This window comes from Collinsella sp. LCP19S3_D5 (genome assembly GCF_052121415.1).
GTDB lineage: Bacteria > Actinomycetota > Coriobacteriia > Coriobacteriales > Coriobacteriaceae > Collinsella.
Map to the genome: position 1 here is coordinate 78,499 of NZ_JBQKEH010000007.1, position 24,421 is coordinate 102,919.

21 protein-coding genes are annotated in these 24,421 nt (G+C 61.3%); 8 read left to right on the forward strand and 13 right to left on the reverse strand.

Going from position 1 to position 24,421, the window contains the following annotated elements; translation table 11 throughout:
- Window positions 1-174 precede the first annotated feature (174 nt).
- From pstB to ACTQXO_RS04530, 6 genes are all read right to left on the reverse strand, one after another.
- Window positions 175-1,047, reverse strand: coding sequence for a phosphate ABC transporter ATP-binding protein PstB (gene pstB / locus ACTQXO_RS04505; protein ID WP_441540545.1), 873 nt, complete (start codon window positions 1,045-1,047; stop codon window positions 175-177).
- On the reverse strand, window positions 1,044-1,970 hold the full coding sequence (gene pstA, locus ACTQXO_RS04510) for a phosphate ABC transporter permease PstA (protein WP_441031457.1): 927 nt from the start codon (window positions 1,968-1,970) through the stop codon (window positions 1,044-1,046). Before pstA ends, pstB begins: the two co-directional genes overlap by 4 nt.
- The gene (gene pstC / locus ACTQXO_RS04515; protein WP_427719566.1) at window positions 1,963-2,871 is read right to left on the reverse strand and encodes a phosphate ABC transporter permease subunit PstC; all 909 of its coding nucleotides are present in this window, start codon (window positions 2,869-2,871) and stop codon (window positions 1,963-1,965) included. The genes pstA and pstC overlap by 8 nt, the downstream gene beginning before the upstream one ends.
- Window positions 2,872-2,895: 24 nt before the next feature.
- The gene (locus ACTQXO_RS04520; RefSeq protein WP_441545488.1) at window positions 2,896-3,831 is read right to left on the reverse strand and encodes a phosphate ABC transporter substrate-binding protein; all 936 of its coding nucleotides are present in this window, start codon (window positions 3,829-3,831) and stop codon (window positions 2,896-2,898) included.
- Between the two features lie 293 nt (window positions 3,832-4,124).
- The gene (locus tag ACTQXO_RS04525; RefSeq protein ID WP_427719569.1) at window positions 4,125-5,561 is read right to left on the reverse strand and encodes a M20 family metallopeptidase; all 1,437 of its coding nucleotides are present in this window, start codon (window positions 5,559-5,561) and stop codon (window positions 4,125-4,127) included.
- Between the two features lie 54 nt (window positions 5,562-5,615).
- The gene (locus ACTQXO_RS04530) at window positions 5,616-6,284 is read right to left on the reverse strand and encodes an HAD hydrolase-like protein (protein WP_441545489.1); all 669 of its coding nucleotides are present in this window, start codon (window positions 6,282-6,284) and stop codon (window positions 5,616-5,618) included.
- 151 nt (window positions 6,285-6,435) lie between these two features.
- On the opposite strand from ACTQXO_RS04530, the gene ACTQXO_RS04535 reads away from it, so the two are divergent.
- Window positions 6,436-7,296 carry a DegV family protein gene (locus ACTQXO_RS04535; protein ID WP_441545490.1) on the forward strand — a complete coding sequence of 287 codons (861 nt, stop codon included), beginning with the start codon at window positions 6,436-6,438 and terminating at the stop codon, window positions 7,294-7,296.
- Between the two features lie 168 nt (window positions 7,297-7,464).
- Here the strand turns inward: ACTQXO_RS04535 and ACTQXO_RS04540 are convergent, their stop codons facing one another.
- Entirely contained in the window at window positions 7,465-8,223 is a 759-nt protein-coding gene (locus ACTQXO_RS04540) for a TIGR00730 family Rossman fold protein (RefSeq protein WP_154515782.1), read from the reverse strand.
- Window positions 8,224-8,457: 234 nt separating this feature from the next.
- Window positions 8,458-9,597, reverse strand: a complete 1,140-nt coding sequence (gene tgt, locus ACTQXO_RS04545) for a tRNA guanosine(34) transglycosylase Tgt (RefSeq protein ID WP_441041950.1) — start codon at window positions 9,595-9,597, stop codon at window positions 8,458-8,460.
- A 233-nt stretch (window positions 9,598-9,830) separates the two neighbouring features.
- Here tgt and ACTQXO_RS04550 point away from each other — a divergent pair, with 233 nt between their 5' ends.
- Complete coding sequence (locus tag ACTQXO_RS04550) at window positions 9,831-11,603, forward strand: hypothetical protein (RefSeq protein WP_441545491.1); 1,773 nt, start codon at window positions 9,831-9,833, stop codon at window positions 11,601-11,603.
- A 399-nt stretch (window positions 11,604-12,002) separates the two neighbouring features.
- Here ACTQXO_RS04550 and queA read toward each other — a convergent pair whose 3' ends face one another.
- From queA to ACTQXO_RS04565, 3 genes are all read right to left on the reverse strand, one after another.
- Window positions 12,003-13,214, reverse strand: a complete 1,212-nt coding sequence (queA, locus tag ACTQXO_RS04555) for a tRNA preQ1(34) S-adenosylmethionine ribosyltransferase-isomerase QueA (RefSeq protein ID WP_441545498.1) — start codon at window positions 13,212-13,214, stop codon at window positions 12,003-12,005.
- A gap of 70 nt (window positions 13,215-13,284) precedes the next feature.
- Window positions 13,285-13,860: an epoxyqueuosine reductase QueH gene (locus ACTQXO_RS04560; RefSeq protein WP_441545492.1), complete on the reverse strand. Its 576-nt coding sequence runs from the start codon at window positions 13,858-13,860 to the stop codon at window positions 13,285-13,287.
- A gap of 133 nt (window positions 13,861-13,993) precedes the next feature.
- On the reverse strand, window positions 13,994-14,563 hold the full coding sequence (locus ACTQXO_RS04565) for a DUF3267 domain-containing protein (RefSeq protein WP_441545493.1): 570 nt from the start codon (window positions 14,561-14,563) through the stop codon (window positions 13,994-13,996).
- 132 nt (window positions 14,564-14,695) lie between these two features.
- Between ACTQXO_RS04565 and ACTQXO_RS04570 the strand changes: the two genes are divergently transcribed.
- Together ACTQXO_RS04570 and ACTQXO_RS04575 are read left to right on the forward strand one after the other, a co-directional pair.
- Window positions 14,696-16,846, forward strand: a complete 2,151-nt coding sequence (locus ACTQXO_RS04570) for a methionine--tRNA ligase (protein WP_441545494.1) — start codon at window positions 14,696-14,698, stop codon at window positions 16,844-16,846.
- 151 nt (window positions 16,847-16,997) lie between these two features.
- On the forward strand, window positions 16,998-18,101 hold the full coding sequence (locus tag ACTQXO_RS04575; RefSeq protein WP_441545495.1) for an RsmB/NOP family class I SAM-dependent RNA methyltransferase: 1,104 nt from the start codon (window positions 16,998-17,000) through the stop codon (window positions 18,099-18,101).
- 21 nt (window positions 18,102-18,122) lie between these two features.
- Here the strand turns inward: ACTQXO_RS04575 and ACTQXO_RS04580 are convergent, their stop codons facing one another.
- Entirely contained in the window at window positions 18,123-18,293 is a 171-nt protein-coding gene (locus ACTQXO_RS04580) for a hypothetical protein (protein ID WP_441014875.1), read from the reverse strand.
- A gap of 190 nt (window positions 18,294-18,483) precedes the next feature.
- Here ACTQXO_RS04580 and ACTQXO_RS04585 point away from each other — a divergent pair, with 190 nt between their 5' ends.
- Entirely contained in the window at window positions 18,484-19,575 is a 1,092-nt protein-coding gene (locus ACTQXO_RS04585; RefSeq protein ID WP_427728970.1) for a hypothetical protein, read from the forward strand.
- A gap of 107 nt (window positions 19,576-19,682) precedes the next feature.
- Here the strand turns inward: ACTQXO_RS04585 and ACTQXO_RS04590 are convergent, their stop codons facing one another.
- Complete coding sequence (locus tag ACTQXO_RS04590; RefSeq protein WP_441545496.1) at window positions 19,683-20,573, reverse strand: DegV family protein; 891 nt, start codon at window positions 20,571-20,573, stop codon at window positions 19,683-19,685.
- A gap of 318 nt (window positions 20,574-20,891) precedes the next feature.
- On the opposite strand from ACTQXO_RS04590, the gene ACTQXO_RS04595 reads away from it, so the two are divergent.
- From ACTQXO_RS04595 to ACTQXO_RS04605, 3 genes are all read left to right on the forward strand, one after another.
- Window positions 20,892-22,808 carry a fructose-1,6-bisphosphatase gene (locus tag ACTQXO_RS04595; protein WP_441545497.1) on the forward strand — a complete coding sequence of 639 codons (1,917 nt, stop codon included), beginning with the start codon at window positions 20,892-20,894 and terminating at the stop codon, window positions 22,806-22,808.
- Between the two features lie 78 nt (window positions 22,809-22,886).
- Complete coding sequence (locus tag ACTQXO_RS04600) at window positions 22,887-23,282, forward strand: GtrA family protein (RefSeq protein ID WP_427719820.1); 396 nt, start codon at window positions 22,887-22,889, stop codon at window positions 23,280-23,282.
- A gap of 219 nt (window positions 23,283-23,501) precedes the next feature.
- A complete protein-coding gene (locus ACTQXO_RS04605; protein ID WP_370450581.1) occupies window positions 23,502-23,909 on the forward strand; it encodes a GtrA family protein in 408 nt (135 codons plus the stop codon).
- Window positions 23,910-24,421 lie beyond the last annotated feature (512 nt).

A 24,421-nucleotide genomic window follows, 5' to 3' on the forward strand; every position in this document is an offset into this window, starting at 1 on the left:
CAAGGGCACTCCGTGGTAAAACGTTAAACCTGCCAAAATAAACCTGTCCCTTTTTGGTAGGTTGACGGCCGCACACGACACAAAAAGGCGGGCCATCTCCCGTAAGAGATGACCCGCCTCTCCAATCAGTCCCGCGGCAACCATGGCCGCCGCGGGCCTCAAGCATGTCCCGGACTAGGAGAACATGCCGGTGAGGTAATCATTCAGCCGCTTATCCTTGGGCCGTTGGAAAATCTCGTCGGTCTCGTCGTACTCGACCATATCGCCCATGTAGAAAAACGCCGTGCGGTTGGACACGCGCGCCGCCTGCTCCATGTTGTGCGTCACGATGACGATGGCGCGATCGGCAACAATCGATGACATCAGGTCCTCGATTGCCAGCGTCGAGATGGGGTCGAGCGCCGAGCAGGGCTCGTCAAACAGAATCACATCGGGATTGAGCGCCAGCGTGCGCGCAATGCACAGGCGTTGCTGCTGGCCGCCCGAAAGCGCGTAGGCGCTCTTGTCGAGCTTGTCCTTGACCTCGTCCCACAGCGCCGCGCCGCGCAGGCTTTCCTCGACCATGCGATCGAGCTCGTCGCGGTCAGTAATGCCGTGGCGTTTGGGCGCAAACGTGATGTTGTCACGAATGGACTTGCGGAAAGGGTTGGGCTGCTGAAACACCATGCCAATGGAGCGACGCAGCTCGTAGGTGTTCTCGGTCTTGGTGTTCACGTTGCGCCCGCGATAGTTGATCTCGCCCTCCACGCGGCAGCCGCGAATCTCGCGATTCATAAGGTTGAGGCTGCGCAAAAAGGTCGACTTACCGCAGCCCGAAGGCCCGATGAGCGCCGTGATCTCGCCCTTGTGAAAGTCGAGCGACGTATCGTGCAGCGCATGGTGGTCGCCATAGTACACGTTGACGTCCTTGGTGGAAAGCACGACCTCGTCGCTCACGGCTTTGCCGCTTACGCGCACGCGCTTCTCGCTCTCCCCCACGCTCGACAAAAAGTCCTGGGTCTCGGACGCGGCCGCCTCGGTTGCGGGCGTTGCATTTATCTCGCTCATTCGGCCGTCATCCTCCTTGCCAGTTGCTTGCCCACGATACGGGCGACTACGTTAAACAGCAGCACGCAGATCATCAGCAGTGCCGCGGTGCCCCAAACAATCTGCTGTGCCTCGGGGCTGCCCTCGCCGTAGATCTTATAGATGTGCACGGCGAGCGACTCACCGGGGCGGAACACGTTCCAGGCGCAAGTGGGGCTCGACAGGTTAAAGCTCAAGAAGTTCAGGCGAACCGGCGAGCTCATGCCCGAGGTAAAGAGCAGCGCCGCGGCCTCGCCAAACACACGGCCGGCCGAAAGCACGATACCGGTCACGATAGCGGGCATGGCCTCGGGGATCAGGATGTGCAGCGTGGCCTCCCAGCGGGTGAGGCCCATAGCCAGGCACGCATCGCGCTGGGCCTGCGGCACGTCCTCGAGCGCCTGCTGGATCACGCGCACCAGGATGGGGATGTTGAACATGGTGAGCGCGACGGCACCGGAGATGATGGAGTACTTCCAGCCCAGCTGCACCGAGAACACCAGAAAGCCGAACATGCCGACGACGATGGAAGGCAGCGAGGACAGCGTCTCGATGGCGGTGGAGGCGATGTCACGGATGGGGCCGTCCGGCGCGTACTCAACCAGGAAAACCGCGCCGCCCAAGCTGATGGGCACCGAGATACCTAGGGTGATCAGCAGCAGATAGAACGAGTCGAACAGCTGGTAGAGCACGCCGCCCTGGGTTCCGTTGGCGCGCGCGGGCTGCGTGAGAAATCCCGGCTGGAACAGCGTCGAGATGCCCTCGAACAGAATATAGGCCACCATGGAGACGACGATGAGCATGACGATGGCGACGATTGCCGTCAGCACGCCCGTGGCGATGCGGTCCTGTTTTTGGACGCGCCTGAGTCTCGTCTCGTCGATATGAATGCGCGTGCTAGCCACGAGCCTTCGCCCCCTTGCGGCCGATAAGGTGGATGATCAGGATAAAGATGAGGCTCATGCCCATCAGCAGCAGACCGAGCGCCCACAGGACATCGTCTTGGGCAGAGCCCTCGGCATAGACCGCCATGGACGTGGTGAGCGTGGTGGTGATGGTGGAGGCCGGCGACAGCAGCGACGTCGGCATGGCCTCGATACCGCCGATAACCATGCGCACGGCGAGCGTCTCGCCAAAGGCGCGGGTCATGCCAAGGATGACCGCGGTCATGAGCGACGGCATGGCGGATTTGAGTACCACGTGCCAGATGGTCTGCCAGCGGGTGTAGCCCAGCGCGAGCGAACCCTGACGGTAGCTATCGGGCACGGCACGCAGGCCATCGACCGAAAGGGTGGTCATCGTCGGCAAGATCATGACGGCCAGCACAATGGCGCCGGGCAAGATGCCCAGGCCCGTGCTCACGTGGAAAACGCTCTTCATAAGACCGACGACCACGTGAAAGCCGACCAGGCCAAAGACGACCGAGGGAATGCCGGTCAAAAGCTCAATAAGCGGCTGAAACACCTTGGAGCCAAACTTAGGGCTAATCTCGACCGCAAAGATGGCAGAGCCGATGGCGATGGGCAGCGCGATAAGCGTGGAGAGCACCATGACCGCAAACGAGGTGACGATCAGGGGCAGGGCGCCGGTATAGGGCAGGCCGTTTTCGGCCGTGTTGGCCAGGTCCCACTTGGTGCCGGTAAAGAACTCGACGACCGAAACGCCGTCCTTGAGAAAAGCCGAGAGGCCCTTTTGGGCGACCATAAAGATGAGCGCGGCAACGACAAGCGTCACGAGCGCTACGCACGCGCCCGTGACGCCCAGGCCCACGTTCTCAAGGTCGCGCTTTGGCAGCTGTTTTGCCATTGCAAACCTTTCCGGGGCGATTACTTATTTAGCGGAGACCTTGCCGCTGGCGTCCTTGACGACCTTCATGGCAGAGACAGGGATAAAGCCCTGCTCCTCGACAAGTTTGCCCTGGACGTCGTCGGAAAGCATGAACTCCAGGAAGGCCTTGGTGGCATCGTCGGCGTCCTTCGCGCAGTACATGTGCTCGGTCGCCCAGATCTTAAAAGAGTCGTCGGTGACGTTTGCGCTCTTGGGCTCCACGCCCTCGACCTTGATGGCGTTGAACTTGGAGTCGTCGAAGTGCGAGAAGTCGAGGTAGGAGATGGCGTTGTCGGTGCTGGCCATCTGAGTCTGGACGTCGCCGGACTTGTCGAGCTCGGCGTCGCCCTTAAAGTCGACGACCTCGTCGCCAAAGACGGCGGCCTCGAAGGTGGCGCGGGTGCCGGAGCCGGCCTTGCGGTTGAGAACGACGATGGTGGCGTCGTCGCCGCCGACCTCCTTCCAGTTGGTGATCTGGCCGGAGAAGATGCCCTTGAGCTGCTCGAGGGACAAGTCGTCGACCTTCACGTTCTTGGAGACGACGGGACCCATGCCCACGACGGCGACCTCGTGGTCGACGAGGTTCTTGACCTGGTCGGCCTCGAGCTTGGTCTCGGCGAAGACGTCGGAGTTACCGATGGTGACGGTACCGGCGGCAACGGCGGTCAGGCCCTTGCCCGAACCGTTGCCCGAGCCAGAGACGGAGACGTCCGGGTTGGCGTCCATGAACTTCTCGGCAGCGGCCTCGACGAGAGCCTGGAACGAGGAGGCGCCGTCGTAGGTCACCTCGCCGGAGACGGACTCGGCAGCGGCGCTGCCCTTGTCGGCGGCGTTGGAAGCGCCTGCGCCGCCGCAACCAACGAGGCCGAGGCCCACGAAGCTGGCAAGACCACCAGCGAGGCCGAGGAACTGACGACGAGAATAAGCCTGATCGAGCATGATCTTCCTTTCATACATGCGACTCGCGGGCACCCTGCCCGCTTTGCTGTTTGGAAAGATACGGCCTCGATCGGGCGGTGCCCGCGCCAACTGCGGATTCTTACGGGCATTTGATAGACCCTTACCGCGAGCGCGACTCGGCTTTACAAACGAATAACAAACCCGCCCCCAAGCATGGCCCGCCTTTTACACCAATAAAAACAAAGTTGCGGTGAAATAGTTCCTGCTTGGCCATCAAATGGCCCATTCTAGGAACTATTCCATCGCAACTTAGATTAGGAAACCGTGTAACCTTAAAGCTCTAATTCATTCAAACGGAGGATCGCAACAATATAGATCTTGAGCGCCTGCTTGAGCTGTTCCTCGTTGGCGCACTCGTTGGGGCCGTGCATCTGGCCGCCCCATGCGGGCAGCTCCAGGCCGGTTTCCTCGGGGCCAAACGACACGGCGCGGGCAAAGTTGCGCGCGTATGTGCCGCCGCCCATGGCAAAGGGCTCGGCATGCTTGCCCGTAAACTCGTTATAGGTATCAATAAGCGCCTTCACGGCCGGATCGTCGGCGGACACCGAGAACGGCACCTTTGCACGACCCACACGGCACGTCACGCCAAAGCGGCCCACGAGCGGCTCGAGCTGCTCGCAGATGGTATCGGCGCTCGTGCTGTCGGGGAAACGTACGTCGATGACCTGCTCAATATGGCCATCCATCACACGGATAACACCGGGGTTGCACGTGAGCGGGCCAAACGCCGGGCTCGTCGCGTCGATACCCAGGCCGTGGCCATAGGCATCCGCATGTACAAAGGTCAGAAACTTGACAAACTCGTGCTCGGCGGGCGTCAGCAGGCGCTCGTCGCGTGCACCAAACGCGTCCTCGGCCTCGCGCAGATACGCCACGATGAGGCCGACGGCATTGATTGTTCCCTCGGGCATCGAAGCGTGACCGCCAATACCGTGGGCGAAAATCTGCGCATGCCCGTTATCGAGCGCCGTGATCTCCAGGCGGTCGGCGTTCTCAACGGGCGCCGGCAGCTCATCGGCGGCAATCGCGAGCTCGCAGATAGACTGCGACGGAATGGCGTTGCTCGCCTCGGCACCGCTCCACGATACGATGCGCCCGCCGTCGATCTTGGAGCTCACAAACGTCGCCCCAAACTGGCCCTTCTCGGCATTGCAGACCGGGAACTCGGCATCGGGCGTAAACAAAAAGTCGGGGTCTGCGTGGTTCTCCAGATAATGGTGAACGTCGGACATGCCCACTTCCTCATCGCAGCCCAGCAGCGCGCGGAAGGTATAGCGCGGCACAATGCCGTGCTTGATCAGGTAGGCACCGGCGTAGAGCGACAACACGGCCGGGCCCTTGTCGTCGATCACGCCACGACCGAGCAGCCAGCCCTCGCGGCGCTCCATCGCAAACGGGTCGGTGTTCCAACCGGGACCGGCGGGCACCACATCCACATGGCAGATGGTCGCAAGCTGCTTATCGCCGCGGCCGGGAATGTCGGCGATGCCCACATAGCCCTCGTCGTCGCTCGTCTGGTAGCCGAGCTTTTGCGCAATGCCGAGCGCACAATCGAGCGCATCACGGACCGGGCGGCCAAACGGCGCACCGGGCTCCGCATGGGCAGCAACGGCCACGGACGGATAGCTCACCAGCTGCTCGATATCGGCAACGACATCTTCCCAGATCTCGTCGACATACTCGGTAACGCTCTGTTCCACCTGATTCATGGACGACCTCCTTACCAATGAGCGACGGTCACACCCGCCCCTCGCATAACGTCATTAGATGGCGAAAAGTTTAGCAAGCTCGGCCACCGAGTGCACCACCGCATCGGCACCCGCCGCCTCGTGCTCGCCCGGCACCGCCGCGCCCGAATAGATGCCAATGCACGGCACGCCCCTTGCGTGCGCGCCCTCCACATCGTTAAAGCGATCGCCAATCATCACGGCATCGTCCGCCGTCGCGCCGAGCGCCGCCAGGGCATCGCGAACCGAATCGGCCTTGGTCTCGCGCCCCTGCGGCGGATTCATACCGACCACCGCCTCAAACTGCGAAAGCCCCAGCTCGCCCACCATGTCGATGCACTTTGCCTCCATGCGCGACGTCGCCACGGCCAAGTGATGCCCCTGGGCGGCCAGGCCATCGAGCAGTTCGGGAATTCCATCGAACACGGGGTACTCTTCCGGTCCCAGCTCATCAAAAAAGGCACGGTACTCGTCGGCCACCACAAGCGACTCCTCGCGCGAGAAGCCGTAAAAGTCGTGGAAACTCTTCCACAACGGAGGCCCGATCATGCGGCGCAGGTCACCCATCTGCGCCTCAGAAAACCCGCGCGCAGCCAGCGCTTTACGCGTCGAGGTCATCACCGCCCGGCCCGTATCGGCCACCGTGCCGTCAAAATCAAACAGCACGACCGGCCGCTTGCATATCTCCAGCGCCTCCATCGACATCCCTCTTTCCCCCAGTTGACGATTTCCACATCGACACTTCAAACTGTTGACTATTCAACAATTGAACCTAGCAATGTGGAGCGACTCTACTATACTTTCGCACTTTGCTCTCAGAAGGCGGCGCGCAAGCGCCCCTACGAAAGGTGCAATTATGTCTTTTGCCATCATAACCGACTCCACGTCGGACATCTCCCCCGCCCGCGCCCAAGAGCTCGGCATTTACGTGATTCCGCTTCATGTGATTATCGAAGGCGAAGACCTGCTCGACCAGGTGCAGATTACCGCCGAGGAATACGTCGCCCGCATGGCCGGATCCAAGCAGCTGCCGCACACCTCGCAGCCAAGCGCCGGCGAGTTCAAGGCACTCTTTGACCGCGTGCGCGCCGACGGCCACGATAGCGCCATCTTTATCTCACTGTGCAGTGAGTGGTCCGCCTGCTATGCCAACGCCAGCCTGACGGCCGAAGCGCACGAGCTCGACGTGCGCTGCATCGATTCGCGCACCGGCTCGGGTGCCGAGGGCCTGCTGGTGGAGTACGCGCTGGCCATGCGTGAGGACGGCCGCAGCCTGGACGAGACCGAAGCGCAGATCCGCGCGACGCTGCCCGACGCCCATCTGCTGCTGATTCCCCGCACGCTCGAGAACCTCGTTAAGAACGGCCGCGCGCCCAAGCTCGCCGGCCAGCTCACGCAGATGCTCAATATTCGCCTGGCCGTTTCGCCGGAGTGGAAATCGGGCGAGATCAAGGCGATCAAAAAGGGTCGTGGCGCCAAGCGCATCGTCACCAACACCATGGCAGATTGCCTCGCATTTTTGGCCGAGCACCCGGGCTCCAGCGTACGTGTGCTCACGACCGGCGCCGCCGAGGAGCAGGAGCTCGTCAACCAAGCGCTCGCAGGCCAGAACTACGTAGACGCCGGCACCGGCCCCATCGGCTGCACCATCGCCACCCACGTAGGCGTCGACGCCATCGCCATCAGCTACTGTCCCCGCTACCAGCCCATCCACTAGGGGCACCTTTACCACTTGCGGTGGAATAGGGACTGTTTTTGGCTTATCAACCGCAAATCAATCCCTATTCCACCGCAACTTGGAAGCAGTTCATTTGGGACGGGGCCAAAAAGACTGATATCAAACGTTTCAGACCAGTCTTTTTAGCCCCGTCCCATTTTACCTACCCTACATCAGCCCGCTCAGGACAATATCGACGGCCTCGTTGAGGTCATCGGTGATGTGGACGAGGTCTGGATCGAGTGGGCTGATCATGCCGGCATCCATCACCGGGCCGTTGAGCCAGTCGAACAGGCCCTGCCAGTATTCGCTGCCCACCAAAACAAGCGGCATGCGCTTGACCTTGTGCGTCTGCACCAGCGTGAGCACCTCAAACATCTCGTCGAGCGTACCAAAACCACCGGGAAACACGATGGCGCCCGAGCTGTATTTGACAAACATGGTCTTGCGCACAAAGAAGTAACGGAAGTCCATGCCGAGGTTCACGTATTTGTTGAGCCCATGCTCGTGCGGAAGCTCAATACCCAAGCCGACTGACTTGCCGTTGGCGCTCGCCGCTCCCCTGTTGGCCGCCTCCATAATGCCAGGACCACCGCCGGTGATAACCGCCACGCCGCGCTGCGCGATCTTGCGGCCGACCGTGCGCGCCGCCTTGTAGAGCGGATCGGTCTTGGGCGTGCGGGCACTGCCGAAGATGGTCACCGCGGGCCCGAGCTCGGCAAGCGCGCCGAAGCCATCGACAAACTCGGCCTGAATGCGCAGCACACGCCACGGGTCGGCGTGCAACCAGTCAGTCGAGTCCTCGGGCGCCAGCAGGTTGGCGTAGGTGTTGTCCTTAGGAATCATAGGGCCGCGCATAACCACGGGGCCGCGTCGGTACGTCTCGTCGTAGGCCGGCTCGCCCTCGACGTTCTCATTCTTAATCATGGGATACTCCTATCGAAAATAGAAACGGGCGGGGTCGACGCCATGCGTCAAACACCCGCCCGAACATCAACCATTCGGTATGGTACCCACGATGCATCAAGCGCTTGCAAAGGCATCGGTCAGAGGTCGTGCAACCGATGCCGACGCATGCGATGCCCGGCACCGGCTACGCACGGTCGATTGGCACGTAGCCTCGACACCGCGCGAGCGCCCCCGTAAGCGCACCCGCAGCTCTTAGTAATCCACTGCCGCGGGGCTGTTCATCCAGTCGCTCACAAACGCACCGTAGTGGCCCTCGATAATGGCCTGGCGGGCACGCTGCATAAGGTTGAGCAGGTAGTAGATGTTGTGCATCGAAAGCAAAATGCCGCCGAGCATCTCCTTCTGCGTGACCATGTGGCGAATGAGCGCACGGCTGTAGCCGCCCGTGCACACCGGGCAGGTGCAGGTGGGATCGATGGGGCCGTCGTCGTGCGCAAAGCGGGCATTGCGGAAGTTAAGGCGACCCTCGCTCGAGAACGCCGTCCCCATGCGGCCGGTGCGCGTCGGCAGCACGCAGTCGAACATGTCGATGCCCACGCCTACACCACGCACGAGCGTCGTTGGGTTGCCGACGCCCATCAGGTAGCGCGGCTTATGTTTGGGCATGTACTCGCTCGCGAGCGGTGCCAGCGTCTCAAACATGGTCTCGTGGTCCTCGCCCACCGAGTAGCCGCCAATGCCGTAACCGGGGAAGTCACCGCACTCCTCCAGATGGCGCAGCGAACGCAGGCGCAGGTCCAGATGCATGCCACCCTGAACGATGCCAAAGAGCGCCTGGTCGTCGCGGGTATGCGCCTTATAGCAACGCTCGGCCCACATGCTCGACAGCTCAACGGCGCGCTCAACGTAGGCGCGCGTGGCGGGATAGCCCGGGCACTGGTCGAGCTGCATGCAGATGTCGGAGCCGAGCTTCATGGCGATTTCCATGTTGTCCTCGGGCGTCCAGAACACGTGGCGGCCGTCGTAGTCGTTGACGATAAAGCGCACGCCCTCGTCGGTGAGCTTGACGGCGTCGTTGTGGCTGAACACCTGGAAACCGCCGGAATCAGTGAGGATGGGGCCATGCCAGTTCATAAACTTGTGCAGGCCACCCAACTCGGCGATGGTGTCCTCGCCGGGGCGCATGGACAGGTGATAGGTATTGGCAAGCACGATCTGGGCGCCGAGCTGCTTGACGGTCTCGGTAGGGATGCCCTTGACGTTTGCCTTGGTGCCCACGGGCATAAAGATCGGCGTCTCGATGTCGCCGTGCGGAGTGTGCAGCACGCCGGCACGCGCATGCGTCGTCGGATCCTCGGCGATCAGGTCGAATTTAAATAGGCTCTGGTCCATAAACTGGAACTCCTTGGTTGCGGTTCATACGCAAACCATTATAAAGACCGCGGCAGGTGAACGGCATAACGTCTTTCGGAGAAGGAAATGTCAAGCGCAAACTGAATATAGCGGCCAAATTTTTGCTATCCAAGCGAGCCATCGAACACGTTTTGAAACTTTGCTGCGGCGCGCGGGATGCCGGCGCGAGACTTTATCATAGGGTGACAATCAACGATGAGGAGCACATGCCTATGACAGACGAGCTGGACCCCCAGACTCAGCAGCATATTGATCATTCCGCAGACGCCGTCGACGACTGCAGCACTCCTACCTGCGTCGCCGCTTCCGTCGATGCATCCGCCGATGATGCGCACGCCGGTGCGGATAAGGCAACAGACACAGGCGATACTGTCGAGCATGACGAAGGCGAGCAACCGGAGTCGAACGACGCCGAGCCCGACGCGGACCCCGCGTCACAGGCGGCAGGCCCCATCGAGGTATCTTCGGAAGAAGAGCTCGATGCCGTCATGGACTCCATGATGGATGCCGTCAAAGCGATGAAAGACGCCGTGGCCGACGCCGATGTGGACGCCGAAGAAGAGAAGGCCGCCGAGGCCGCATCGACCTTCGTGCCTGGCGAGACCCCCGTTGCCGACCAAGGCAGCACCGTACCTTCGTTCTTACAGCTCGAGCACCCTACAATTGGCACAGATGCAGTTGACCCGCACACTGCCGGCTTTTCCGTGATCGAGGGTGGCACCGGCAATATCGCCACGTCGCAGGCGCCCGATGTGGGTACGGCCGACGCCGGTCACCCGACCGCTCCACACGCCCCTGCAGCCAGCCGCGATCTGGGAACCGCCGTCTCAAATACAGCAAACGCCGTAGGCACTTTTATCGCCCAGGGCGCCTCTGCCATGCGCGAGATGAACGCCGCAAAGAAGGCGCTCGCGGACGCTCGTGCCCACCTGGCCGAACTTGATCAGCGCATCGCCGATCAAGGCGAGGAGCTCGAGACGCGCCAGGATATCGCAGGCCGCTACGACCAAATCGTCGCCGACCAGCGCCAGGCAATCGCCACGGCACAAAAGGCCGCCGCGGCGGCAGAAATCGGCCGCGATACCCATGCCGCCAAGACAACAGAGCTCAAAGCGCAGCTCGAACAAATAAAAGAAGAGGACGACGCCACCGAGCGGCGTCTCAAAGCCGCACTCGATGCCGTCGAAGCGCGCGAAGCCAGCTCGCGCGAGACCGGTAACCGCCTCGTACGACGTCTCGAGGATTCCAAGCGCATCCGCGACAAGGTGAAGGCCGAGCGAGACGCCGGCGTTGCCGCAGCGCAGCAAACCGTCAACGCCACGCGCGCCCAGCTCGAGACGCTGCGTCATGAGTATGCCGAGCTGCAGCGCAATCCCTCGGCAAATCCCGCCAACTATACGGTGCGCACCAGCGAGCTTTCGATGCAGATCTCCGACACGGCTGATGCCCTGCGTAAAGCCGAGGAAGATGTCCCGCGCATCACCGCCGATCTTGAGCACTCGCTCGCAGCCGCCGAGCACGCCGTCGAGCAGGCGCAAGCCCCCATCGCCGACGCCAAGCGCGCCCATCAGGCCGTGACGGCCGAGGCCGATGCCGCGCGCGACGAGCTGCAGACCGCAAAGGCGGCCGCTGCAACGCGCCAGCGCGAATTACGCGAGAAGATCGTCACCGAGGACAAAGCGCGTCAAGAGCAAGAGCAGGCTATCGCCAATGCCCAGGCGGACGTCGCGCATGCGCAGTCGATCATCGAGCAGGCGACCGAGGTGCACAACCATCCCGAGATCACCGAATCGCTCGCGGGCTCCCTGGCTCGCGATAAGGACGAGCGCGCCGAAACCGAGCGCGAAGTGGCTCAGCTCGAAGCCGCCGAGAACGACGTGCGCGAGCGCACCCGCGACTCACGCGTTAAATTCACCGGCGCAATCGTCTGCATTGTCACCGTAATCCTCGTGATCGTCCTGATCTGGCTGTTCGCGAGCAAGTAAACCAGCTGCCAAAAAACACTCACCGCAACGTTTTGATTGGTGCAAAGGGGCCAGGCAACTTTGCACCAACTTGGTGCATATAAAGCAGTCCCCATTGCACCAACAACGTTTGCCCAGATAAAACCTGCCAAAATAAACCTGTCCCTTTTTGGCAGGTTGAACCACGGCAACGCCAATGTTTTGGCGAAGTCAGCGAAAACCCGCCAGAACGGCAATCTCTTGACAACCAAAGAAATGCCGATGTTTTGGCAGCGACAGCGAGCGGGTCGCATTTGAGGCAAGGTGACGTGAAACGAAAGGGCGCTGACCTTCTGGTCGCGCCCTTGAAGTTGAACGTCAGATTGTCCAAATGCGGCCCGCGCAGCGTCGAGCCGTTACGCGGTTCGTAGAACTGCGTAACTAACAAATGAGCATGGCGTCGCCAAAGCTGAAGAAGCGGTAGCGCTGCTCGATAGCGGCGGCATAGGCATCCATGATCTGATCGCGGGTGGCAAGTGCGCTCACGAGCATCATGAGTGTGGAGCGCGGAACATGGAAGTTGGTGATCAGCGAGTCGACCACGTGATAGGTCGAGCCGGGCATGAGGTAGAGCTGCGTCGTCGCGTTCTCGCGCGCCACGATGTCACCACGGCCGAGCGTGTCGGCCCCGTCCTTACGGCCCTCAAAATAGCGCGCCGTCACAGCCGGATCGGACACCGGCGCGTCCGCGTCAAACGCACTCTCGAGCGAGCGGACTGCGGTGGTACCGACAGCAATCACGCGATGCCCCTCGGCCTTAGCCTTATGCACGGCGTCGACAACCTCCTGCGACACGTGATAGCGCTCGGTGTGCATCACGTGCTGCGTGGGGTCGTCCTCCTCCACCAGACGGAAGGTATCGATGCCCACCTCGAGCTCGACAGCGGCAAACTTCGCACCCTTGGCCTCGATAGCGGCCATGAGCTCGGGAGTAAAGTGCAGGCCCGCCGTGGGAGCGGCAGCTGAGTGCTCCTCCTTCATGGCGTAGACGGTCTGGTACTTCTCGGGATCGCCCTCGTAATCGGTAATGTAGGGCGGCAGCGGCACGTGGCCGGCAGCATGGATGGCCTCATCGAGCGTGCGCGGGTCGCCGGCGGCATTGCAACCGGCTGGCTCAAAACGCACCAGGCGGCCGCCGCGGCTATCGGTGACAAAGTCGACGACCTCGGCCGTCAGCACCACGGGAGCACCCTCGGGCGCATGGGCACCACCCGCGCGATACTCAATCTGAGCGCTGGGCTTTAGACGCTTGCCCGGCTTGACCAAGCACTCCCAAACGTGACCCAGCGGATCCACGTCCTCGCGGCGCTTGAGCAGCAGCGTTTCGACCACGCCGCCCGAGCCGGCCTTGCGACCGATAAGGCGGGCCGGCATCACGCGCGTCTGGTTGATGACGAGCACGTCACCCGGCTCGATATAGTCGATGATGTCGCGGAAGATGCGGTGCTCGACGGTGCCGCCATGCTCCAGTGGCGTTCCCGCCTGGGAGCCCTTGCGATCCACCACCAGCAGGCGGCAGGAGTCGCGCGGCTCGGCAGGAGCCTGGGCAATCAGTTCCTCAGGAAGGTTGTAGTCAAAATCATCGGTACGCATAGACACGTCGAATACTCCTTATATAGCTAAAATCCGCTCTACATCCTAGCAGGCTGCCAGCCCAAAAGGACTACTTTTTGGACGCTTTGCGCTCGTCGCGGATGCGGGCGCGGTCCATGGCCGCCTCGACGGCCGAGAATCGGCAGCCGCAATAGTTCTGCCGATACATGCCCAGCTCGCGCGAACGGCGTGTCGCCTCGGGATAATACGGGCGAAAATCGCGAATCACCGGGGTGAGACCGCGGGAGGCAGCCAGACGCTCCAACACATCGTTGCAGGTTTCGAACAACTGATACGGCGAGACGGCGAGCGTCGTACCCACAAACTCAAACCCGCGCTCCTGGGCCACACGGCATGCCTCGGCCAGGCGCAGGGCATAGCACGCACGACAGCGACGGGGTCGATCGGCGCCCAGCGGGGCCACGCCGGCCTCCCAGCGCTCGCGGTCCTCCCCCGCCTCGATGAGCTCGATGTCGCCATCGGCACACCACCGGCGAAGCTCATCCAAGCGGCGCTGCCATTCATCGCGCGGCTGAATATTGGGGTTGGTCCAGCAAATCGTGGGCTCAAACCCCTCCTCACGCAGCAGACGAACCGGCTCCAGCGAGCACGGCGCACAGCACGCATGCAGCAGCAGCGGCTTCATGGACATCTCCTCCCAATCTTTGCCCAGGGTAGTCTTTTTGGGACGGGGCTATTTTGACTACTTTTAAACGTCAAGCAGTTCCAAATACCTGCATCAACAGGAAAGTAGTCAAAATAGCCCCGTCCCAAAAAGACTACTGACCAAAAAAGCGCACGCCAAAGGACGTGTCCTCGCAGGCGACAATGCGGCGGTCGCGCAAAATGGTCCGCACGTAATACCAGTCGCCCACACAGCCCGACAAATGCAAGCCGGCTGCCAGGTAGCACAGCAGCGGATAGCCCGAAAACGCAAACCCCAGGGTAAACGCTGTCGTCACGACAACCGTCGGCGCCAGACAAACTGCCATGTACCGCCGGCGCGAATACACCACGCCCTCGGCGCAGGCGTAAATCATGCACGTCTCGAGATTCGCCCCAAAGGTCACGTGCGCACCGGCGGGCGCAAACAGCTTAAAGAACACGCCGTGCACCAACTCGTGCACGGCAAATGACGCCGCCGAAACCGCAGCCAAGCCGACTATCCAGCCCAAGACAGCCGTCCAGCCACCCGCGTCAGCCGCATCCAAGTCCGCGGGCCCACCCAGCAGCATAAACACCGGCACCAGGCACACGGCAAATGCGCCAAGCACGGCCATCCCCCACACAAAGCAAGCGTGCAGGAAATCCTCGTCTTCAAACGCATGTATGTTGGAAATCTCATTCATAGCATCTTAGGATAGCGCCCCTGCCACGTACCCGTCCGCATGTGCGATAATGTCGAACGATATGCACGAATTGACCACCGCGTCGCCGAGCCCCGCGCCCGGCCACGCTCTCACCATATGCGAAGGAGTCCCATGGCATCCAAATACTCCATGAACGACCGTCCCAGCTGGCCCCGCCGCGCCATCGTCACCGCCGGCGAGCCCTATGGCAACAAGGGTCTTCACTTTGGCCACGTTGGCGGCGTCTTTGTCCCGGCCGACTTCTTCGCCCGCTTCCTGCGCGACCGCCTGGGCCGCGAGAACGTCATCTTCACCTCGGGCACCGACTGCTACGGCTCGCCCATCATGGAGAGCTACCGCAAGCTCAAGGAAAACGAGGGCTACGACAAGTCCATCGGCGAGTATGTCGAGTCCAATCACTCCCGCCAGGCCGCGACCCTCAACAACTACAACATCAGCTGCGATATCTACGGCGGCTCGGGCCTTGAGCCGGCGGCCCAGATTCACAACAAGGTGACCGCCGAGATTATCGAGCGCCTGCACGAGCAGGGCACCATCTCCAAGCGCTCTACCCTTCAGTTCTACGACGCCAAGGCCGGCACGTTCCTCAACGGTCGCCAGGTCATCGGCCGCTGCCCCATCCAAGGCTGCAAGTCCGAGAAGGCTTATGCCGACGAGTGCGACCTGGGCCACCAGTTTGAGCCCGAGGAGCTCATCGCGCCCAAGAGCCAGCTCACCGGCGAGGTGCCCGAGCTGCGCCCGGTCGACAACCTCTACTTCGACCTGCCGGCCTACCTCGACTTTATGAAGACCTACACCGCCAAGCTCGCCCAGAACCCGCAGGTTCGCTCCGTGGTCTCCAAGACCATGGAGGAGTGGCTGCTGCCGGCACAGCTCTACATCCAGAACAAGTTCCGCGAGGCCTTCGACGCCGTCGAGGACCAGCTTCCCGAGCACACCGTGCTGGAGCCCGAGGGCAACAAGAGCAGCTTTACCGTCACCTTCCCCAGCTGGAAGGAGCGCGACGATGCCCACGCGGTGCTCGCCAACGGCGGCGTGCGCTTCCGTAGCGGCAAGGCGCTCGTGCCCTTCCGCATCACCGGCAACATCGACTGGGGCGTTCCGGTGCCCCAGGTCGATGGCGTGACCGATGTCACCTGCTGGTGCTGGCCCGAGAGCCTGTGGGCGCCCATCAGCTACACCCGCACCGTGCTCGCCCGCGATGCCCGCGCCGCCGGCGTGACCGAGGGCGTCGCCGCCCAGGATGCCGCCCTCATGGGCGAGCCCGCCGCCGATTCCACGCAGGTCCCCGCGCCCACCTACCAGCACAGCTCGCTCGACTGGCGCGACTGGTGGTGCTCGGACGACGCACAGATCTACCAGTTTATCGGTCAGGACAACATCTACTTCTACTGCATCGCGCAGACCGCCATGTGGGAGGCCCTGGGTTGGAACCTCACGCAGAGCACCGTCAGCGCCTGCTATCACCTGCTCTACATGGGCAAAAAGGCCAGCTCGTCCTCGCAGACGCCTCCCCCGCCGGCAGACGACCTGCTCAACCACTACACCTGCGAGCAGATGCGTGCGCATTGGCTGTCGCTCGGCCTGTCCGAGAAGCCGGTGAGCTTTAGCCCCAAGGCATATGACACGCGCGTGACCGGCAAGGACAAGGACGGCAACGAGGTGCGCGCCTGCGACGACAAGCGCGTAATCGACCCGGCCCTTAAGGAGAGCGCGCTTTTGACCGGCGTGTTCAACCGCCTGGCCCGCAGCTGCTTCTACGGCGTCGCCGTCAAGGAGGGCGACGAGAGCCCCTACCGCAACGGCTGCATCCCCGCCGGTGCCGCCTCCGCCACCGTGGTCGAAGCCGCCCAGCAGGCAGCTCTCGCCTTTGAGCAGGCCATGTACAAGTTCGAGACGCACCGCGCGCTCGCCGTGTGCGACGACTACCTGCGTGCCGCCAACAAGCGCTGGAGCGACGCCTCCAAGGCTGCCAACAAGCTCGAGGGTAGCGAGGCAAACGCCGCAATGACGCAGGTACTGGTCGACGCCTTTACCGAGCTGCGCGTGGCGACCGTGCTCATGCACGGTATTGTGCCGGCCGGCTGCGAGCTCATCTGCGAGTACTTCGACGTCGATCCGGTCGCCTTCTTTAGCTGGGACAACATCTTTGCCTCCACGGACGAGTTTGTGGAGAGCCTGGGCGAGAAGCCCGGCGAGCACCGCGTAAAGCCGCTGCCCCCGCGCTTCGACTTCTTCAGCAAGCACGAGAGCCAGTACTAGACAAACGCCAAGGCAGAGTAGTCAATTTGGGACGGGGCTATTTTAGCTACCCCGTCCCAAATTTAACTGCAACGCCTGCCGAAACGGACGGGCAGCTAAAATAGCCCCGTCCCAAATTGACTACTTTTAATGGAATGGGAAGGAAAGACGGATGTCCAAGCCACGTCGTCGTAAGCAGAAAAAGCAGGTTAAGCCCGAGCTCAAGCTTAGGCAGTTTGCCGCTACCGAGCTTTCCGACCAGCTTGCCGCCCAACACTCCGCCGCCGACCTGCCGCGCTTTCTGGTCGACACGGTCGCCGGCGCCTATGCTCCTGCCGATGCCGAGCTCATAATCGAAGGCTTTGGCGCCGCCGCCACGCGACCGGTCACGCTGCGCGCCAACACGCTCAAGGCGACCGCCGAGGACATCGCCGCCGCGCTCGACGCAGCCGGCATCGCCCACCAAACCGTTGCCTGGTACCCGGACGCTTTCATCCTGCCCGAGGCCCAGGTATCCGATCTGTGGGATCTCGACATCTACCGCAACGGCAAAATCTATCTGCAGAGCCTGTCGTCCATGATGCCTCCTTTGGTGCTGGGCGCTCAGGCCGGCGAGGATATCCTGGACATGTGCGCGGCCCCCGGCGGCAAGACGACGCAGATCGCCGCCCTCACCCAGGGACAGGCACACCTCACCGCCTGCGAGATGAGCATTCCCCGCGCCGAAAAGCTCGAGGCCAACTTGGGCCGCCAGGGCGCCAAAAACGTGCCCGTCATGCGCACCGACGCACGCGAGCTTGACGAGTTCTTCCGCTTTGACCGCATCCTGCTCGACGCCCCCTGCACCGGCACGGGCACCGTCATCAGCGGCAACGAGAAAAGCCTGCGCGGCCTGACCGAGCAGCTGCTCTGCAAGTGCGCCCGCTCGCAGCGCGCGCTTCTGGACCGCGCCATGGGCGCCCTCAAGCCAGGCGGCACGCTCGTCTATTCCACTTGTTCGATCATGCCGCAGGAAAACGAGGACGCCCTGCAAGAGGCCCTCGACAAACACATGGACTGCGAGCTCATCCCCCTCGACGGCACGCCGAGCGAAAGCGAAACGCGCCGTGCTCAGGAAGCTGGCGAAGAGCCACGCGTCGAGAGCAACGCCCTCACCGAGGCCATCGCCACCGGCCACGTCTCGACCGTCGCCAACGGCATGCCTGGCACGCTGACCATCCCGCCCAGCCGCGACTTTGAGGGCTTCTACATCGCTCTGATCCGAAAACGCAGTTAGCGCACGGACCAACTCAACAAGCTATCTCCGTACGCGCTTGTCCTGCTGGTCACGGTGCTGCTTAAGTGCCTCGCGTTCCTTGCGCTCGGCTCTTTTGCCCTTAATGGCCGTAACCACAAAGTAGATGACCGCGGCGGCTACGATTGCGCCCACGCATAGGCCAATCGAGCCCAATAATGTCGAGATTTCCATACCGCGTCACCTCTCTTTTGTATACGGGACATCCAAGATAGCACCTCAAAACCTGCCACCACAGCTCCTTCACGTTCGCGGCCCTTCAGTCTAACGGATAGCGCGGCGGGGAAAAATCAACTCGTCAAACGTTTTAGCAACGTAGCGCCGGTCGCACGCTGCCGACCGCACATTATAGAAACGGACCGCAATGGATTCTCTCAACGATTTGAACGAGCGTGTTGACGCTTTTGTCGCCACCAGCTCCTTCGACACGCCCGCCGCGACGAACGACCAAGCCCCCATCGATGTTCCCGCCGAGGTTCACGAGGACATCGTCGCCTCGGTCGATTTCTCAGAGGTTGAGCTTGCGGACGAATTTACCGAGCCCCAGGTGGCCGTAACCCCCAGCGGCCTTTTGCCCATGGAGCCGCTGCCCATCGATGGGCGCCTGCGCAAGGCGGCCCTCCGCATGCCCGATGAGATCGAGGAGGCCAGCGGCTTTACGCTCTTTGGACGCCGCATCAAATCGCTCATCTACACCACCGACGTGGCGGTCATCCGCAACTCCAATGCCGACGCCGTGTTTGCCGTCTACCCCTTTACGCCGCAGCCCGCCATTACGCAGGCGCTGCTGACTGTTGCCGAGTGCCCGGTCTTTGTGGGCGTTGGCGGCGGTACCACCACCGGTAAGCGCTCCGTGCAGATGGCGGCCGTCTCCGAGATGCAAGGCGCGGCGGGCTGCGTGGTCAACTCCCCCGCTACCGCCGAGATGGTCGAGCACATCACCAACATCGCCGACATCCCCGTCATCGCCACGGTCGTTCGCTGCGATGACGATGCCCACGCCAAGGTGCGCGCCGGGGCCAAGATCCTCAACATCGCCGCCGGCAAAAACACACCCCAGGTCCTGCGCGAGCTGCGAGAGCACTATCCCAGCCTGCCGCTCATCGCACCGGGTGGCAAGACGCCCGAGAGCATCCGCGAAACCATCGCCGCCGGCGCCAACGCTATCATCTGGACGCCGCCTTCGGCCCAGCAGCTGCAAACCGACATGATGGAGCGCTACCGCAAGATGAAGGAAGACGCCACGCCTGTCATCTCGCGCGACGATGTGCCCATTATCGACCAGGTCGCCGCCGCCGAGGTCAGCCAGGTCGAGAACATGAATCCCGACGTGCCGATTCCCGACGAGGTCATCGAACGCGTCGCCTCGATCCACGATCATATCGAGGAGCGTCGTGCCAACCGCGGACTCAAGCCCTCGCTACACGGCTTTTTCTTCCGCGGAAAGAAACGCTAGCCGCAACAGCAAGGCCCGCCCCGCAAACAACGGGACGGGCCTTTTTCTGTTATCAAATGTCAGGAGGATAGGCGTAGCCGTTAAAACCGTCAGCCAGCCCACAAACGTTAGTCCACGCGCTTGTCGCCCATAAAGAAGAGCGCCACCGTACCAGGTCCGGTATGCGAGCCAATCAGAGTACCGATGTCATTAATCTCAATCTTGCCTTTAAGCTGCGGAACCTGTTCCTCGATCAGCGCCGCAACTGCCTCGGCATCCTCGCGACACGCCGAGTGCGACATGATGCACTTACCCGAATAATCCGCACCGCCCTGCACGTGTGCCATCATGGTCTTAGCCATCTCGGAAATCGCACGCTTCTTGGTGTGAATCTTCTCACGCGGCGCCAGCTCACCTTCGCAATCGACCGTCATAAGCGGGCAAATCTTGAGCGCCGTGCCGATAATCGCGCTCGCAGCCGAAATGCGACCGCCGCGCAGGTAGCTCGACAGATCGGTCGAGAAGAACCAGTGGTGCAGGTTGAGTTTATGCTCCTCAATCCAAGCGGCCGTCTCGTCGAGCGAAGCGCCGCCATCGCGAACGTCGGCGGCACATTCCGCCAGCAGGCCAAGGCCCGAAGACGCCGCCAGCGAATCGATGACGCGCACCTTGCCGCCCTGGGGATAGCGATCCGCGAGCATCTGCGCCGCAACGCAGGCCGATCCATACGTGCCCGAAATACCCGACGACAACGTCAGGTGCAGCACGTCTTTACCCTCGGCAACAAACGGCTCCCAAAACTCCTCGTACTCACCCACGCTCACCTGAGACGTCTTGGGCATGGCGCCCGCGGCAATCTGGGCAAAAAACTCGTCCGGCGTAATCGACTGATACAGATCGTCCGTATAGACAACATCGTCGATCTCGTAATGAAAGCACACGACAGGAATATTGCGCGACGCAAAGAACTCACGGGTTCGATCGGCAGCGGATTCACAGGTCAGGACAAAATCACTCATATGAGGCTCCTTACTCATTGTTGCGCAAATTATCGCACAGCATGCGTGAATACGGTACAAATGTCCGTTATTTACCAAATTGAACCAAAGGTAGTGAACATCTTTACCGTCATCATCTCTAGCGATCCCGGAGGTATGCGCCTGCAAAAACGACCCTACGTCTCCACTCAACCGCCATATCTACCTCAACTAAATCGATTTAGCAAACCGTTCGGCCAACAATTCAATCTCCTAACCCCAATCGAAACAAAAGCAGCGCATACTGATAAACGTTTGACGCTGTTTATCAGTTTTACCAACCACATCGGAAGGTGTTTCATGGTCGCATTCGATCGCAATCCGCAAGACTTCAAGTATCTGCGCCTGCTGTCGAGACAGTTCCCCACCGAGCAATCCGCATTCACCGAGATCATCAACCTCTCGGCCATCCTCAACCTGCCCAAGGGCACCGAGCATTTTATGAGCGATGTGCATGGCGAGTACGAAGCCTTTATGCACATCCTCAACAACTGCTCGGGCGTCGTGCGCGAGCATGTCGACGAAATCTTTGGCGACACGCTCTCCTTTAACGAAAAGGGCGAGCTGTGCACGCTCATCTACTACCCGCGCGAGAAGATCGATCTGGTCCGCAGCCGGCACGAGGACTCGCCCACCTGGTACAAGACCATGCTCAACCAGCTCATTGTGGTTGCCCGCTCGCTTTCGAGCCGCTACACCCGCTCCAAGGTACGTAAGGCCATCCCGCGCGATTACGCCTACATCATCGACGAGCTGCTGCACACGCATCCGGACGAGAACAACTACCGCGTGCGTTATCACGAGCGCATTATCGAATCCATCTTGGAGACCGCCAGCGCCGACGACTTTATCGAGTCGCTCGCCTCGCTCATCAAGCGCCTCGCCGTCGACCACCTGCACTTGGTGGGCGACATCTTCGATCGCGGCGGCGGCGCGGCCAAGATTATGGACCGCCTGCTCACCTATCATTCGCTCGATATTCAGTGGGGCAATCACGACCTGTTGTGGATGGGCGCCGCTGCCGGCGAGCCTGCCTGCATCGCCACGGTGCTACGCAACAACCTGCGCTACGACAACTACGAGATTCTCGAGAACGACTACGGCATCTCGCTGCGCGAGCTTGTCGCCTTTGCCAACGCTACCTATACCGCCGGCGAGCCCATCAGCCCGCTCATCAAAGCCATCAACGTTCTGCTCTTTAAGCTCGAGGGCCAGATTATCCAGCGCCACCCCGAGTTCGACATGGCCGACCGCCTACTGCTCGACAAGGTCGATCACGACACCGGCACGGTCACCCTCGCCGACGGCAGTGTGTGGCCGCTCACGACCAACGACTTCCCCACCGTCGATCCGGCAGACCCCTACACGCTCACGCCCGAGGAGCAGCACATCATCGACAAGCTCGTGTCCGAGTTTGTCACCGCCGATCATCTGCATCGCCACATCGATTTCCTCTATACCCACGGCTCCATGTATAAGGTCGCCAACGGCAATCTGCTGTTCCACGGCTGCGTACCGCTCAACGAAGACGGCACCTTTAGCAGCATGAACTGCCTGGGTACCTGGCACGCCGGCCGCGATTATTTTGATTTTTGCGACTATATCGCCCGTCGCGCCTGGCGCGTCGGCGACCGCGATGCCCTCGACTGGATGTGGTACCTGTGGATCGGCTTTAACTCACCCGCCAGCGGACGCGTGGTGCGCACCTTCGAGCGCGCCTACATTGCCGACAAGAGCACGTGGGTCGAGCCGATGGACCCGTACTACACGCTCACCACGTCCTCGTCCGTTTGCGACGACATCATGCGGGAGTTTGGCGTCGCCCCCATGGCTTGCTCGCCGACGGGCCATATCATCAACGGCCATACGCCCGTCAAGACCACCAAGGGCGAGCAGCCCATCCGCGCCAACGGAAAGTTGCTGGTCATCGACGGCGGTTTCTGTCGCGCCTACCACCCCAAAACGGGCATCGCCGGTTACACGCTCATCTCGAGCTCGCGCGGATGCCGCCTCAAGTCGCACCAGGCCTTTACCAGCGTTGCCGAGGCGCTCACCCGCAACATCGATATCGAAAGCGAGACCAACCGCTTTGACGAGGCCGACCGGCGCCGCATGGTGAGCGACACCGATACCGGCGTCAGGATTCGCAGTCAGATCCAAGACCTGCGCCAGCTCCTCGATGCATATAGAAACGGTGCTATCGAGGAGCGAGCCTAGCCCCGCCTGCGGGGATTGGTTAAACTTGCTGGGTTTGTCATCCCCGCGGCGCCCCGGCGCCACCCTAAGGCAGGTACCATGCAAAAGCTCCTTGCGCAGATCATAAAGTTTGGCGTCGTCGGCGTCGTTGCCACCGTCATCGACTTTGGCATCATGAATCTGCTCCACTACGGCCTGGGCCTCAACATCTTGATCGCCAACACCAGCGGTTTTATCGTCTCGCTCATCTTTAACTACGTCGCGAGCATGAAGTACGTGTTTGCACACAAGGAGGGCATGAGCCGCCGCCGCGAGTTCATCATCTTTGTCGTGCTATCCGTTATTGGCCTGGCGCTCAACGACGGCATCGTGCTTGCCCTCAACGCCGGCCTGGGCCTCGAGGCCAATATCGCCAAGATTTGCGCTACCGCACTCGTCATGGTCTACAACTTTGTAACGCGAAAAATCTTCCTAGAGGGCGAGCAGGCCAAATAGGTCGGCCTCCTCGTTGCACCACGGAGACCTGCGGATGACGCGCGTCAAGCGCAGCGTTGCCTGAGCCTTGCTCGTTTACGGGAAGATTTGCAGCGTTTGCGGATTACCTCTTGAATATTTGGCGAGTTCGTATAGTTCTTGCCAAAGACCTTACGTTTGCCATGCAAAAGCTCTAAAGTATCTCGTTGCTCGATTCATCAACGCATTGGATGTGATTACGTGCGCAACGCGCTGGCACAACCTCATACCAAGCAGTTCCTCAAGTTCGCTGTCGTGGGCCTTATCTCCTTTGGCGTCGACTGGGGCATGCTTATTGCGCTCGTCGAGCTATTCCACCTCGACTTTTTGATGAGCACGACGGTCTCGTTTACCACGTCCGTCGTGGTCAACTACTGGCTCAGCATGAAGTACGTGTTCGACCATCGCGAGGGCATGAGCCGTAAGCGCGAGTTCACGATTTTTACCATCCTGTCGGTGATCGGTCTGGGCCTCAACGACCTGTACATGTTTGTGGGCGTCACGTTTTTGAGCATCGGCTACCAGGCCATGAAGGCCATCGCCACGTTCCTGGTCACCTGGTACAACTACTTTAGCCGTCGCTTTTTCCTCGAAGGCGCACGGTCGTAGTCAGCCAAACATACCCTTGCATTCGCAACCGGTTGGAATTCCCATTCCAGCCGGTTTTTGTTTACAGAGTTTGCCGAGGAAGGCGGGCTACGGTGCATGAATGGGACGCAGTTTCCCCATGAGCGCTGTTCCGGAAATTGCATCCCAGATTGCAGCCTCAGAATGGGATGCAGCTTCCGCAACGCCGTCCTAGCGGAAACTGTGTCCCGGAATCAGTCAACAGCACGGGACGCAGTTTCCAGATGAGCCCCATGCGGAAAGCCCATCCCGGAATGAGCCCCCAGAGCGGGACACGCTTTCCGAAACCCGCCCCATCGGGAAACTGTATCCCGGTCTGAGCGTGGATTCCGGGACGCAGTTTCCCGCGGACGCCGAAACGGAAGGCGCATCCCGTTATCGATGGGGACTGCGGACAAAAAGTTGGACCGTTGAGGTCCGGAACGGAGTCCGCATGGCATACAGTAGGAGAATGGTGGAGAGGGCCAGGGCGCTTCGCGGCGCCGGGCTCACCG